The sequence below is a fragment of the Pseudomonas extremorientalis genome (genome assembly GCF_024584605.1).
Classification (GTDB): Bacteria; Pseudomonadota; Gammaproteobacteria; order Pseudomonadales; family Pseudomonadaceae; genus Aquipseudomonas; species Aquipseudomonas extremorientalis.
The window spans coordinates 2810611-2825806 of sequence record NZ_CP089519.1 but is presented as its reverse complement, the minus strand read 5'-3'; the positions used below and the strand labels follow the sequence as shown (position 1 = coordinate 2825806).

The 15196-nt window shown below is 61.4% G+C and carries 10 protein-coding genes; 9 read left to right on the top strand and 1 reads right to left on the bottom strand.

From position 1 onward, the window contains the following. The first annotated feature begins 32 nt into the window (after nucleotides 1-32). The 8 genes from LUU92_RS12600 to LUU92_RS12565 all read left to right on the top strand — a co-directional run bounded on the left by LUU92_RS12600 (nucleotide 33) and on the right by LUU92_RS12565 (nucleotide 13598). On the top strand, nucleotides 33-1448 hold the full coding sequence (locus LUU92_RS12600) for a lytic transglycosylase domain-containing protein (RefSeq protein WP_071490685.1): 1416 nt from the start codon (nucleotides 33-35) through the stop codon (nucleotides 1446-1448). Between the two features lie 209 nt (nucleotides 1449-1657). Continuing rightward, on the top strand, nucleotides 1658-3487 hold the full coding sequence (locus LUU92_RS12595) for an extracellular solute-binding protein (RefSeq protein ID WP_071490686.1): 1830 nt from the start codon (nucleotides 1658-1660) through the stop codon (nucleotides 3485-3487). Continuing rightward, nucleotides 3484-5322 (top strand): extracellular solute-binding protein, encoded by a 1839-nt coding sequence (locus LUU92_RS12590; RefSeq protein WP_071490687.1) that lies wholly within the window; start codon nucleotides 3484-3486, stop codon nucleotides 5320-5322. The genes LUU92_RS12595 and LUU92_RS12590 overlap by 4 nt, the downstream gene beginning before the upstream one ends. Continuing rightward, nucleotides 5323-6399, top strand: a complete 1077-nt coding sequence (locus LUU92_RS12585; RefSeq protein WP_025857226.1) for a microcin C ABC transporter permease YejB — start codon at nucleotides 5323-5325, stop codon at nucleotides 6397-6399. 1 nt (nucleotide 6400) lies between these two features. Further along, nucleotides 6401-7420: an ABC transporter permease gene (locus LUU92_RS12580; protein ID WP_071490688.1), complete on the top strand. Its 1020-nt coding sequence runs from the start codon at nucleotides 6401-6403 to the stop codon at nucleotides 7418-7420. 1 nt (nucleotide 7421) lies between these two features. Next, nucleotides 7422-9023, top strand: coding sequence for an ABC transporter ATP-binding protein (locus LUU92_RS12575; RefSeq protein WP_071490689.1), 1602 nt, complete (start codon nucleotides 7422-7424; stop codon nucleotides 9021-9023). A 158-nt stretch (nucleotides 9024-9181) separates the two neighbouring features. Continuing rightward, nucleotides 9182-12673, top strand: coding sequence for a hypothetical protein (locus LUU92_RS12570; protein WP_257103728.1), 3492 nt, complete (start codon nucleotides 9182-9184; stop codon nucleotides 12671-12673). 49 nt (nucleotides 12674-12722) lie between these two features. Beyond that, nucleotides 12723-13598 (top strand): AraC family transcriptional regulator, encoded by an 876-nt coding sequence (locus tag LUU92_RS12565; RefSeq protein WP_071490691.1) that lies wholly within the window; start codon nucleotides 12723-12725, stop codon nucleotides 13596-13598. Here the strand turns inward: LUU92_RS12565 and LUU92_RS12560 are convergent. Then, nucleotides 13540-14127 carry a LysE family translocator gene (locus LUU92_RS12560; protein ID WP_071490692.1) on the bottom strand — a complete coding sequence of 196 codons (588 nt, stop codon included), beginning with the start codon at nucleotides 14125-14127 and terminating at the stop codon, nucleotides 13540-13542. The two genes, LUU92_RS12565 and LUU92_RS12560, sit on opposite strands and share 59 nt — an antisense overlap. Before the next feature lie 225 nt (nucleotides 14128-14352). On the opposite strand from LUU92_RS12560, the gene LUU92_RS12555 reads away from it, so the two are divergent. Beyond that, nucleotides 14353-15195, top strand: coding sequence for an alpha/beta fold hydrolase (locus LUU92_RS12555; RefSeq protein WP_257103727.1), 843 nt, complete (start codon nucleotides 14353-14355; stop codon nucleotides 15193-15195). Nucleotide 15196 lies beyond the last annotated feature (1 nt).

The window sequence follows — 15196 nt, the reverse complement described above, 5'->3', positions numbered from 1 at the left end:
CGACATTTTTGCCCGGAACTTACTTCCAGCCAATGTCGTCATCTATTCGTAAATCCAACCATTCAGACGCATTGACCCGCCTGGCTCAAGCTGTGGCGGTGGCTGTGTCCGCCACACTGGCGGGCTGCCAATCAAGCAATTTCACCGCACAATCCACCGTGCAACCCAAGCCAAACCTCACCGCCAAAATCAAACAGAAACCCGTCATCTGGCTTTCAGAAAAACCGGCTCCCGACGTGCCCCAGGATGTTTGGGAACGCATGCGCCGGGGCTTTCAACTGCAGGACGGTCTAGGTGTCAACCCGCGTATCGAGCAACAGCGCCTGTGGTTCGCCAGCAACCCGTCCTTCCTGGAGAATGCCGGAGAACGCGGCAGCCTCTACATTCACTACATCGTCGAACGTCTTGAAGAACGCAACATGCCCTTGGAGCTGGCGCTGCTGCCAGTGATTGAAAGTGCCTACAATCCGATGGCCTATTCGCGCAGCGATGCGGTCGGCCTCTGGCAGTTCATCCCCTCCACCGGGCGCTACTTCAACCTGCGCCAGACCCGTGCCTACGATGGCCGTCGCGACATCACCGCCTCCACCACCGCCGCACTCGACTACCTGACCCGCCTGCATGACATGTTCAACGGCGACTGGCTGCTGGCCCTGGCCGCCTATAACGCCGGCGAAGGCACGGTGAGCCGGGCCATCGAGCGCAACGAGAAGCTCGGCCTGCCGACCGACTACTGGAACCTGCCGCTGCCCCAGGAAACCAAGGACTACGTGCCCAAGTTCCTGGCGCTGTCCCAGGTGGTGCTGGCACCCGAGGCCTACGGCGTCAACCTGAACCCGATTGCCAACCAACCTTACTTCGAAGTGGTGGAAGTCAAGCAGAGCATGGACCTGTCACGGGTTGCCGCGCTGGCCGAGATCGACGAAGACGAACTGTTCCAGCTCAACCCGGCGCTGAAACAACGCACTACCCTGGACGGCCCGCAGCATTTGCTGGTGCCCAGTTCCAAGGCGCAACTGCTGACCAGCACCCTTTCGACGATGAAGCCTGAAGAATTGCTGGCAATGCGTCCGAAAAAGCAGGTGTTCGACGAGGTCGAGACCGCACGGGTGGCCGGGCGTACTCGCAGCTACAAGGTACGCACCGGCGACAACCTGACGCTGATTGCCAAGGCCAACAAGGTCGACGTACATGACCTGCAACGCTGGAACAAGCTCAACGGCCAGGCCCTCAAGGTCGGCCAGACCCTGGTAATGCAGGACACGCGCAAGCTGGTGGCCAAGGCCGACAGCAAGAAACCGGTGCAATACAAGGTCAAGAAAGGCGACTCGCTGTACATGGTCGCCAAGCGCTTCAATGTCGAGATGCAACACCTCAAGCGCTGGAACCCGCGTACCGGCCAGGCCCTGAAGCCTGGGCAGATGCTGGTGGTCTCCGGGCCACGCTAAGGCCTCTGGAACAATGGGGACCCCATGTGGGAGGGGGCTTGCCCCCGATAGCGGTAAGCCAGCCAATGAATCTGTTGGCTGATGCATTGCTATCGGGGGCAAGCCCCCTCCCGCATTGGCCCTGCATCAGCCGACTGGCTTTTTCCAACCGGAACAAGCTGTTACTGTACCGATCATAAAGCCCAAGCCGCCTGGATCGGATCTCTGACTTGAAGCGTCCCCTCCTTCTACTAATAAGTCTGGCCTTGAGCTTTGCAGCGAACGCGACGATTACCGAGAGCCACGGTTATGCGCAGTTCGGCAGCCTCAAGTACCCGGCCAAATTCACCCACTTCGATTGGGTAAACCCTGCAGCGCCGAAAGGCGGGACATTGCGGGTCATGGCCTTTGGCACTTTCGACACCCTCAACCCCTATACCTTCAAGGGCTCCAGCCCGGTTTCCACGCCGAACTTCCTGCAATATGGCGTCAACGAGCTGAATGAGCCCTTGATGGTCGGCACCGGTCTGTACGCGCCCTCCGGCGATGAACCCACCTCCAGCTATGGGCTGATCGCCCAATCGGTGGAGTACAGCGAGGACCGCAGTTGGGTGGTGTTCAACCTGCGTCCCGAAGCGCGCTTTCACGATGGCAAGCCGATCACGGCGTATGACGTGGCGTTTTCCTATCGCACCTTGCTGACCGAAGGGCACCCGCAATACCGCACCAACCTGCAGGAAGTGGCGCGGGTGGATATCCTCAACCGCCACCGCATCCGCTTTGTGTTCAAGCGTGCCGGCAACCCCTTGCTGATCCTGCGCCTGGGCGAGTTGCCGGTATTGCCCCAGCACTACTGGAAAAACCGCGACTTCAAGGCCACCACCTTCGAACCACCCCTGGGCAGCGGCCCCTACCGCATCAGCAAGGTCACGCCCGGACGGCAACTGGTGTTCGAACGTGTCAAGGACTACTGGGGCAAGGACCTGCCGGTCAACCAGGGCTTCTATAACTATGACAAAGTCGAGGTGGAGTTTTACCGCGACAGCGATGTGGCCTTCGAAGCCTTCAAGGCCGGTGAATTCGATATCTACATCGAGCACCAGGCCAAGAACTGGGCCAATGGCTACAACTTCCCGGCGGTGAACCGGGGTGACGTGATCAAGGCGCAGATCGCCCACCAAATCCCGACACAGAGCCAGGGTCTGTTCATGAACACGCGGCGGCCCACGTTCAGCCAGACCAAGGTGCGCGAAGCCCTGGGACTGATGTTCGACTTCGAGTGGACCAACCGCACCCTGTTCAGCAGCGCGTACAAGCGCACCTTGAGCTACTACCCCAACAGCGAATTCGCCGCCACCGGCGTACCCACCGGCCGTGAATGGCTGATGCTCTCGCCCTACCGCGAGCAGTTGCCGGCCAACCTGTTCACGCAAGCCTTCAGCCTGCCCCAGACCGACGGGCGCGGCATCCCCCGCGAGACTATGCGCCGCGCGCTGGCCCTGCTCGGCGAGGCTGGCTGGAAGCTGTCCGGACAACGCCTGGTCAACAAGGATGGCCAGCCGCTGCGTTTCGAGATTCTGCTGGTCAACCCGAACCTGGAGCGCATCCTGCAGCCCTATGTCGAGAACCTGATCAGCATCGGCGTCGACGCGCGCCTGCGTACCGTCGACCGTGCCCAGTACAAGCAGCGCCTGGACCAATTCGACTTCGACATGATCCTGATCACCCTCAACCAGACCTTGAGTCCGGGCCTTGAGCAGTGGCAGTACTTCCACTCCAGCCAGGCCGCGATCAAGGGCAGCAAGAACTACGCAGGCATCAACAACCCGATTGTCGATCACCTGCTGGAACAACTGCTGGCCGCCAAGACCCGCGAAGAGCAACTGGCCGCCGGCCGTGCCCTCGACCGGGTGCTGCTGTGGCAGCACTACAGTATTCCCAACTGGTACCTCAACTATCATCGCCTGGCGTACCGCAACCGGTTCGCCTTTGTCACCACGCCGCCCTACAACCTGGGCCTGAGCGCGTGGTGGCTGAAAGCTTCGGAGAAAGCCCAATGATATCTTTGCGTACTGCCCTGCTCGGCAGCCTGCTGCTGTGCACTGCGGCCCAAGCCGCCCCGCAACATGCGTTGACGCTGTACAACGAACCGCCGAAATACCCCGCCGACTTCAAGCACTTCGACTACGTCAACCCGGACGCGCCCAAGGGCGGCACGTTCCGCGAGTCGGCCATGGGCGGCTTCGACAGCCTCAACCCCTATATCAGCAAGGGTGTACCGGCCGACAATCTGGGCCTGATCTACGACACCCTGGCCATGCAAAGCCTGGACGAGCCCATCACCGAATACGGCCTGGTGGCCGGCAAGATCGAAAAAGCCCCGGACAACAGCTGGGTGCGCTTCTACCTGCGCCCGGAAGCGCGCTTCCATGATGGTCACCCGATCCGCGCCGAGGACGTGGTATTTACCTTCCAGGAACTGATCAAGGAAGGTTCACCGATCTACCGCACTTATTACGCCGACGTCGACGAAGTCATCGCCGAAGACCCGCTCAAGGTTCTGTTCAAGTTCAAGCGCACCAACAACCGCGAATTGCCGCTGATCCTCGGACAACTGCCGGTATTGCCCAAGCATTGGTGGGCCACCCGCGACTTCGCCAGGGGCAATCTGGAAATACCGCTGGGCAGCGGGCCGTACAAGGTCGCCGAGGTCAAGGCCGGACGCATGATCCGCTACGAGCGGGTCAAGGATTACTGGGCCAAGGACCTGCCGATCACTAAGGGTTTCTACAACTTCGACAACCGCATCACCGATTACTACCGCGACAGCACCGTGTCCCTGGAAGCCTTGAAGGCTGGGCAGTTCGACTACTGGCTGGAATTCAGCGCGAAGAACTGGGCCAACGCCTACAACATCCCCGCTGTCGCCCAGGGCCGGCTGATCAAGGAAGAAATCCCCAACGGTAACCCCACCGGGATGCAGGGGTTTGTGTTCAACATGCGCAAGCCGATGTTCCAGGATGTGCGCGTGCGCAAGGCCATCAGCCTGTTGCTGGACTTCGAGTGGAGCAACAAGCAACTGTTCAACGGCGCCTATACGCGTACGCGCAGTTACTTCGAAAACTCGGAAATGGCCGCCACCGGCCTGCCCGGCCCGGATGAACTGGCGATTCTCGAGCCCCTGCGCGACAAGATCCCGCCCGAAGTCTTCACCCAGGCCTTCGAACCCTCCAGGACCGACGGCAGCGGCATGATCCGCGCCCAGCAACGCGAAGCCTACCAACTGCTGCAGGAAGCCGGCTGGCGCATCGTCGATGACAAGATGGTCGACACCACCGGTAAACCGGTGACCATCGAATTCCTGCTGGCCCAGACCGAATTCGAACGCATCCTGCTGCCGTTCAAGCGCAACCTGGCCGACCTGGGTATCGACCTGGTGATCCGCCGGGTCGACGTGTCGCAGTTCATCAACCGTATCCGCTCGCGGGACTTCGACATGCTGGTGGGTAGCTTCCCGCAGTCCACTTCACCGGGCAACGAACAGCGCGAGTTCTGGAAATCGTCCAGCGCCGACAAACCCGGCAGCCGCAACTACATGGGCCTCAAGGACCCGGCCATCGACCAGTTGGTGGAAGAGTTGATCGACGCCGATTCGCGCAAAAGCCTGGTGGCCCATGCCAAGGCCCTGGACCGCGTGTTGCAATTTGGCTATTACGTGATCCCCAACTGGCACATCAAGACTTTCCGCGTGGCGTACTGGGATCACCTGGGCCACCCGAAAGTCCCACCGCGATACGACGTCGGCACATCCACCTGGTGGGCCAAGCCCGACGTCAAACCGGCCGTCATCCCGGACACCAACACCAACGCCGATCCGGCGAGCGGAGGCGATTAAATGCTGGCCTATATCTTTCGCCGCCTGTTGCTGATTATTCCGACGCTGTTCGGGATCCTGCTGATCAACTTCGTCATCATCCAGGCAGCCCCCGGTGGCCCAGTGGAACAGATGATTGCCAAACTGGAGGGTTTTGAAGGCGCCACCAGCCGCATTGCCGGCGGCGGCGCCGAGGTGTCGGTGGCCGGCTCCAGCAGCTACCGCGGCGCCCAGGGCCTGGACCCGGCGCTGATCAAGGAAATCGAGAAGATGTACGGCTTCGACAAGTCGGCGCCGGAACGTCTGTGGATCATGGTCAAGAACTACGCCCAGCTGGATTTTGGCGACAGCTTCTTCCGTGACGCCAAGGTCATCGACCTGATCAAGGAAAAGATGCCGGTGTCCATTTCCCTCGGGTTATGGAGCACGCTGATCATGTACCTGGTGTCGATCCCCCTGGGGATCGCCAAGGCCACGCGGCACGGCAGCCACTTCGACGTGTGGACCAGCTCGGCGATCATCGTCGGCTACGCGATCCCGGCGTTTCTGTTTGCGATCCTGCTGATCGTGGTGTTTGCCGGCGGCAGTTACCTGGACTGGTTCCCCCTGCGCGGGCTCACCTCCAACAACTTCGATGAACTGAGCTGGGGCGGCAAGATCCTCGATTACTTCTGGCACCTCGCGCTGCCCATCACGGCCCTGGTGATCGGCAACTTCGCCACCATGACCCTGCTGACCAAGAACAGCTTCCTTGACGAGATCAACAAGCAGTATGTGATCACCGCCAAAGCCAAGGGCCTGACCAACCACCGCGTGCTCTACGGCCACGTGTTCCGCAACGCGATGCTGCTGGTGATCGCCGGTTTCCCCTCGGCCTTCATCGGGATCTTCTTCACCGGCTCATTGCTGGTGGAAGTGATCTTCTCCCTCGACGGCCTGGGCCTGATGAGCTTTGAAGCGGCGATCAACCGCGACTACCCGGTGGTGTTCGGCACGCTGTTCATCTTCACCCTGCTGGGGTTGATCGTGAAGCTGATCGGCGACCTCACCTACACCCTGGTCGATCCGCGGATCGACTTTGCCAGCCGGGAGCATTGAGATGAACCTGTCCCCCCTCAATCGCCGCCGGTTCGAACGGTTCAAGGCCAACAAGCGTGGCTGGTGGTCGCTGTGGCTGTTCCTGATCCTGTTCGTGCTGAGCCTGGGCGCCGAGCTGATCGCCAACGACAAACCCCTGGCCGTGCACTACGACGGCGGCTGGTACTTCCCGGCGCTCAAGCGCTACCCGGAGACCACATTCGGCGGCGAATTCCCTCTGGAGGCCAACTACAAGAGCCCGTACATCCAGGAACTGCTCAAGTCCAAGGACGCCTGGACGTTGTGGGCGCCGATCCCGTTCAGCTACCAGAGCATCAACTACGACCTCAAGGTGCCGGCCCCCGCGCCGCCTTCCAGCGTCAACCTGCTGGGCACCGATGACCAGGGCCGCGACGTGCTGGCGCGGGTCATCTACGGCTTCCGCGTGTCGGTGCTGTTTGCCCTGACCCTCACCGTGCTCAGCTCGATCATCGGCGTGATCGCCGGGGCCCTACAGGGCTTCTATGGCGGCTGGGTCGACCTGGCCGGGCAGCGTTTCCTGGAGATCTGGTCCGGGTTGCCGGTGCTGTACCTGCTGATCATCCTCGCCAGTTTCGTGCAGCCCAACTTCTGGTGGCTGCTGGGGATCATGCTGCTGTTCTCGTGGATGAGCCTGGTGGACGTGGTGCGCGCCGAGTTCCTGCGTGGGCGTAACCTGGAATATGTGCGGGCGGCGCGGGCGCTGGGCATGCAGAACGGCGCGATCATGTTCCGCCATATTTTGCCCAACGCGATGGTGTCGACCATGACCTTCATGCCGTTCATTCTCACCGGCGCCATCGGTACGCTTACCGCCCTGGACTTCCTCGGCTTCGGTTTGCCCGCCGGCTCGCCGTCGCTGGGTGAACTGGTGGCCCAGGGCAAATCCAACCTGCAAGCGCCGTGGCTGGGCATGAGTGCCTTTGCCGTGCTGGCGATCATGTTGAGTTTGCTGGTGTTTATCGGCGAGTCCGCTCGCGATGCCTTCGACCCGAGGAAATGAGATGAATCAGGACAATCTGATCGAAATCCGCGACCTCTGCGTCGAGTTCGTCACGGGCGAACACCACCACCGCGTGGTGAACCATGTCAGCTTCGATATCAAGCGCGGTGAAACCATCGCACTGGTGGGTGAAAGCGGCTCGGGCAAATCGGTGACCGCCCACTCGATCCTGCGCCTGCTGCCCTACCCACTGGCACGCCATCCCTCCGGCACCATCGAGTATGCCGGCCAGGACCTGCTGACCCTCAAGGAAAAAACCATCCGCCACATTCGCGGCAACCGCATTGCGATGATCTTCCAGGAGCCGATGACCTCCTTGAACCCGCTGCACACCATCGAGAAGCAGATCAACGAAGTGCTGGGCCTGCACAAAGGGTTGCAAGGCAAGGTCGCCACCCAGCGCACCCTGGAGCTGCTGGAGCTGGTGGGTATTCCCGAGCCGCACAAGCGCCTCAAGGCCCTGCCCCATGAACTGTCCGGCGGTCAGCGCCAGCGGGTGATGATCGCCATGGCCCTGGCCAATGAGCCCGAATTGCTGATCGCCGATGAGCCGACCACGGCGCTCGACGTGACGGTGCAATTGAAGATTCTGGAATTGCTCAAGGAACTGCAGGCGCGCCTGGGCATGGCGCTGTTGCTGATCAGCCATGACCTCAACCTGGTGCGCCGGATTGCCCACCGCGTGTGCGTGATGCAAAAGGGTTGCATCGTCGAGCAGGCGGAGTGCGAGACGCTGTTCCAGTCACCCCGGCACCCGTACACCCAGGAGTTGTTGGCGGCAGAACCCAGCGGCGGCCCGGCGACCAACGATGTTGGCCCACCGTTGCTGGAGGTCGATGACCTGAAAGTGTGGTTCCCGATCAAGAAGGGCTTTTTGCGCAACACCGTTGACTACGTCAAGGCGGTGGACGGTATCAACTTCAGCCTGCCCCAAGGGCAGACCCTGGGCATCGTCGGTGAAAGCGGCTCGGGCAAGTCCACCCTGGGCCTGGCGATCCTGCGGTTGATCGCGAGCAAGGGCGGTATTCGTTTTGAAGGCCAGCAACTGGACAAGCTCAGCCAACAACAGGTACGCCCGTTGCGCCGGGAAATGCAGGTGGTGTTCCAGGACCCGTTCGGCAGCCTGAGCCCGCGCATGTGCGTCAGCGAGATCGTCGGCGAAGGCTTGCGCATCCACAAGATGGGCACGCCGGCCGAACAGGAAGCGGCGATTATCGCGGCGCTCAAGGAAGTGGGCCTGGACCCGGAATCCCGGCATCGCTACCCCCACGAGTTCTCCGGCGGACAGCGACAACGCATTGCCATCGCCCGCGCGCTGGTGCTCAAGCCACGCCTGATCCTGCTCGACGAGCCCACCTCGGCCCTCGACCGCACGGTGCAACGCCAGGTGGTGGAACTGCTGCGCAGCCTGCAGGCCAAGTACAACCTGACCTACCTGTTCATCAGCCATGACTTGGCGGTGGTGAAGGCGCTGAGTCACCAGTTGATGGTGGTCAAGCATGGGCAGGTGGTGGAGCAAGGGGATGCGCAGGCGATCTTTGCGGATCCGCAGCATGCCTATACCCGCCAGTTGCTGGAAGCCGCTTTCCTGGTTCCCGCCTGACACAACTTTGAAAAAAATCTGAGAGAAGGCTTGCCGCCCGCAGGCCTGAGCCTTGCCGCCGTGGCTGACGCAAGCCACGGACTTGCAGGAAACACCTGCTACAAATGCCCTATCCTCGCGGCTGATCATCCGGGGTTTCATCAACCGGAACAGCTCTCATGGATGACATCCACGCCCTCGCCCTGACCTGGGACAGCCTGCCCGGCGACACGCCGCTGCCACTCAGTGTCAGCCCTTCTATCGGCTACCTGAACGAACGCCAATCCCTGCGCAGCGAAGGCGACACAACCCTGATCGCCCACTTGAACCGCCTCCTGGCCATCGCCTCGAACCAATCATTACCGCCTCCCACGCATCCCGTGCCAATGGTCCAGCATTCGCAGTTGGGCCAATGGTGCGAAGTCTTTTGCAAGGCCATCAATCAGAAAGACTTCATTGACTGGGCCAAGGCCCAAGGGTTTGATCTGGCCACGCTACGCGTGCACAACAGCCGACTCAGCGTGGCGGCCCACGGGCAGCCCAGGGTCTACACCCTGGCCGACGCGTCCGCCTGGTGGACGCTGGCCAACCCGATCATCTACATCAGCCAACTGGTGGACCCGACAGAGCTGGGCATGCCGTATATCGAACCTGAACCGCCCACCGGCGTACGCACATTCCCCTTGAACCTGACGCTGGCATTCCATGGCTTGCCGATGCCTGCCAACCGCCTGCAGGCGCAGACCATTGTCGAAGAACTCGACGCCTTGAAGGGCTTTCCCGGCTTTGACGATAACGGGCGCAGCAAGTCGATGAGCTACGCCGAGTTGGGCCAGCAGATGCTCGACTATCGGCAGTTGGCAGAGGCCCTGCAACCGCTGGCCAAGGATGAGAACAGCTTTGACGCGCTGGACATCTACCGCACCGTGCTGTCTCTGACATCCGATTCGCGATTGTCCAGAAACCTCAAGGAGGCGGCTGGCCTGTTGCAGGCGATCATCAATAGCCACGACCTGGGCAGCACGGACGACGCCCCCGCGCCCGCTTACTTCGATTACCAGCGGCAAGTGTTGTGTGTGCTGAGCCCGGACAGCGGGCGCGAAATAAATACTTTGGTGTCAAAGGCATCCGATGAGCGTTGGAACCGGTTGGCCACACTTGGCGAACAACTGGGCAGCCATGTCTATACCGACCAGCGCATCAGTATGGCCGGGGCTTTGCAGGCGTATGCCATCGAGTGCCCGCTCAGCAAGACGGAGGTCAGCCTCCTGAGCCAACGACTGCGCGACTGGCCGGCGCCTGCGGTGCCGGTGATATTGAACAGTGCCCGGTCGTTCGGCGAGTTGTATCGCTATCGGCAGTACATCGGCCTGCTCAATGATCGCCACGTGCTGCGCAACGCCTTGTCGACGGTGATCGCTGGCGGGAACCTGAATGATGCCGATCGGTTTGAGGTAGACGCCAGCGTTGACCCGGACACACTCCAGGCAACCGTTAAAAAAGCCTACGCCCAGATCCACGTGCTGACCGACCACCCTGACTTCCTGGCCATCCGCACCCGGGAACGCGTCGACCCTGCCAGCCACGTATTGCTCACTGCCGAGGGTAGCGTTGGCGCCAATGGCCTGGACGGCACCTGGAAAACCCTGACCGACCCAGTGATGAGCAATGTTGAACTTGCCCCTCTGGTGTCGCGCCTGAAGCTGGTAGCCGCCAAGACAGGCGGGTACTTGCGCAGTCATTTCAAGGTGACGCTCAGCCAGGCACTGAGGCTCTATCACCTTGCGCGCCCCCACACACTGCACGAGGCACGTCTGACGTTGCAACAACTGAGCGTCAGCCAACCGCTGCCGGCGCGTCAGGGCCACTACTGGCGAGCGCTCAAGCCACTGTCTGGTTCACAACCCTCAGCCTGGAAACTATCGGTGCTCCAGCGCACGCAGATTATGCGCATCATCGAGCGCTTCACGGCCGACCAGGACGTGCCGCTGTTCGCGTACCTCGCCCAGCCCATCGTCACCGGCAAGTCGGTGGCCGACGTACGGGTGGAAGCGGATTTCCTCATGGTCCGCCTGCTCGCAACACCCTTGGCCCAGCAACTGGCAGACGCTTTGTCGAGCGCCCTGCACTGGCATGGCGGCCACGCCGGCGAGCGCACGGAAAGTGGCAGCCGCAGTGCACTGATACTGGCAGCGCTGATCCTGAGCCTGGACCCCGAGCCCGATGCGTACCCGAACCGGATCAATCTGGTCGACTGGCACGACAATTACTTCTGGGGTGAGCACGTGCCGTTCATACGCCAGTACATCGACAGCAGCCTGGCCGGGCTCCACCCAGCCCCCGCAGCACTGGCCGCGCACCTGTTGCTGAGCGAAAAGGGTCCACATTTGCTCGTACGCGACATACCCGACGCCACGCCTTGCCTGAGCGCCCAGACCTGGGTGCTGTATCATCAATACGTCATGTATATGGAAAAGGTCATGCCGGGGTCTTCCCGTCAATTGACTTACAAGCAGATCATGTTCCTGGCCGGGCTGGCGCCACATGGCAGCTGGAAGCGCTTCCTCGAAAGCAGCGAAGCAACGCCGCCGGTGCTGGAATGGGCCGTGGTCAACGGCATGCTGGACCCTCGACCGCATTACGACGTGCTGGCGATCAATACCGCACTGGAAGGCCTCAATCGACAGCGTGCCAGCCTGGCCACTGCCATCGAGACGTTTGCGCAGCCCGTGGTGACCTTGCGCCAGACCGCACTGGACGATCTGCGCCGAGTGTATGCCGACAACACCTTGCTTGAAGAGCCAGTGCTGATGTGGCTACCGGAACACTCGCCGTTTTCCGAAGACGGCCGCTTCGAGGGCGTGTATACGGGGCCTCTGTACTCGTTCGTCGACCTGCACAGTGCCGGTGCCCTGGATGTCACCTCTAAACGCTGGCACTCGACAAACGCTGGAGTCAAATACCGGGAATTGGCTCGGCAATTCCACTTGCTCACTCCGATCAATCGGCTTTATTTCGACACCTTTGATCGCAAGCTCGGGCAGTTGAAAGAAGCCTACGGGACCGCGCTCCGTTACGGCTTGTCGCACCTGACCCTGCCCAGTCGTGAAGCCCTGGAATACGGCCTGGTGCTTTTTTTCGGTCTCACCCAGAGGCACGGCGACGTCGGCCGGTTCGGTGTACTGATGTATGTCTCGCATTACAGCAACAGAAAGTTCTATGAAGTTTTTCCCCGGCACCTGTTGGTTCGTCCACGTCCAGACCTTGACTACGAGCAGGTCATGCAGGCGGCCGAGGACGGTGCCAGCGGTGCCTGGATGCGTTTCGACTGGCCGGCCTACGCGCAAGGAACCCGACCTGCCGAGGTGGCGCTGACCGCGGCGGCAACCGACCTGACCATCCATCAACTCGACAGCCTTGCGCCCGCCGAAATCCCCGAGCCGGACCTCTTCGGACGCCGGGTGCCGCGCACCTTCGACTCACCACGCACCCGCGCCTTGATGAGTGTGATCGTCGAGCGGCATATGCTGCATGACGGCGAGGCCCTGCGTGAAAAGGCCCGGCAGCCGATCACCCTGGCTGAGGCCGTGGCCGGTTACGATCCATGGGCCGACTACCTGCGCCGCTGTGCACCGCCGGTACGTTGGAGCTTGAATAATGGCGACTTTTAGCTGACGCTGCTCGCCTGCCCGTTCAACTGCTGCGAGGAAGCGCCCGCCCATGACTGCTGCCACTGCTCCGTATTTCTGGCGTGACCCCGCGCTGGCCTTTATCGAGGCACGGACCATCGCCGATGGGCGCAAGGTCACCTACAGCCGGCATGCCCACGAGCATTTTTCCATCGGCGCGATCACCACCGGGCGCAGCTATTACCACTACGGCAGCGAGACATTCCAGATCAGCGCCGGCACGGTGGTGTTGATGAATCCGGGCGATGTGCACGCCTGCAACCCCATCGACAATGAGCCGTGGTCCTACCAGATGCTGTACATCGACACGCCCTGGCTGACGGAGTTGCAGCATCAGTTGGGCTTCAGCACCGACCAGGGTTACCGACCGTTCAATACGCCCCATACCCAGGACGCCGTGCTGTACCGTGGCTTGCTGGAGTTGTACCGCATTCTGGTCGATGAACAGGCCGAGCACTTGCAGAAACAGGACGCGCTGGTGAGTTACTTCAGCGACGTACAACAGCGCCTCAACCCAGCCGGCACCCCGCTGCGCGAGGTCAACCACAAGCTGGAGCGGGCCGCCGAGTACATCCGCACGCACTGCACCGAAGGGGTGAAGCTGGAAGACATCTGCCTGGCGGCCGAACTGTCGCCGTCCTACCTGATCCGCGCCTTCAAGCAATATTATGGGCTGACACCCCATGCCTTCCTGGTCAACCAGCGCATCCAGTTCGCTCGCGCCCGATTGCGTCAGGGCGCGCCCATCGCCGACGTGGCCCTGGCGGCGGGGTTTGCCGACCAGGCGCATTTCCAGCGCGCGTTCAAACAGCATTTCGCCGCAACGCCAGGGCAATACCGCGACGTGCTCAAGCCATCAGCAAATAACCCACACTGGCCACCAGCAACGCGGCCATTGAACGGTTGAATATGCGCACGCCCTGGGGGTTGCCCAGGTAGCGCCGCAGAAACGTGCCGGCATAGGCCCAGCACGCCACCGACAGATAGCAGATCACCAGGTAGAGCCCGGCAAACAACCACACCTGCCGTGCATCGCCATCAGCGACGAACAACCCCATCCCGGCCACACACGCCAGCCAGGCCTTGGGGTTGAGCCACTGCATGATCGCGCCGTACAGCATCGACGGCGCCGTGGCACTGCCATCGGCGTCCAACCGACCATCGTCCACCGCCAGTTTCCAGGCCATGTACAGCAGAAAAGCCACCCCGCCCCACTGGATCAATTGGGTCAGTATCGGCCAACGTATCAGCACCTCATGCAACCCCAGGCCAATCAACACCAGCAGCAAGGTGAAGCCCACGGCGGCCCCCAAGACGTGTTTCTGGCTGGCGACAAAACCGAAACGCGCCCCCGAACTCAGTGCAACCACATTCACCGGGCCGGGGGTGATAGACGTGGCGAGTGCGAAGGCAGCCATGGAAATGATCAGACTCATTGCAGTTCCTTGTTATTCGAGCGAGTGACGATGGGACCACGGTAAAGGGGCCGCTCGGTCGAGGTATTGAAGAAAATGCCCCTCGCTCGCTTAGACGCTTTTATTCCATTGATATAACTGTATTTTTTCTTTCGCACAGGCGATTGTGATAGGCAAAAATGCGTATTTGCCGTGCGGGGGCCGATGCTAGAGTTCAATTCCTACTGATCAAAAAAAGGAACCGCCATGTCACGTCGCCTGCTGGCAGCCGCCTGTCTGATGTTGTGTTTTTCCGCCGCCCAAGCCGCTGAGCGCTGGGAAACGCTGCCGCCAACACCCGCCCCCGTGGCCGGTGCCAAGACCGGCTATGCCGCCGTCAACGGCATCAAGGTCTACTACACCCGTACCGGCCATGGCTCGCCGGTGGTGCTGCTGCATGGCGGCCTGTCCAACTCCGATTACTGGGGTAATCAGGTCAAGGCCCTGGCAGCCAGGCACACGGTGATCAGTATCGACAGCCGCGGCCACGGACGCAGCTCGCGGGACGAAAAACCCTATGGTTATGACTTGATGGCCGATGACGTGGTGGCCGTGCTCGACCACCTGAAAATCCCCCGCGCCGACATCGTCGGCTGGAGCGACGGCGCCATTATCGGCATCGACCTGGCCCTGCGTTACCCGGACCGCCTCGGCAAAGTCTTCGCCTTCGCCGCCAACACCCAGACCGCTGGGGTGAAGGAAGGCGTCGAGAAGAACCCGACCTTCGCCGCCTTCATCGAGCGCGCCGGCAAGGAGTACGCCAAGCTGTCGCCGACGCCGAAAGAGTACGACGCGTTTGTCGAGCAGATCAGCCATATGTGGGCCAGCCAGCCGAACTGGACTGACGCACAATTGCAAAGCATCAAGACGCCGATCCTGATTGCCGATGGCGACCATGACGAAGCGATCAAGCGCGAACACACCGAGTACATGGCCGCAACCATCCCCGGCGCCGGCCTGCTGATCCTGCCGAACACCAGCCACTTTGCGTTCCTGCAAGACCCGGCGTTGTTCAACGCAGCACTGCTGGGCTTCCTCGACGGCAAATAGG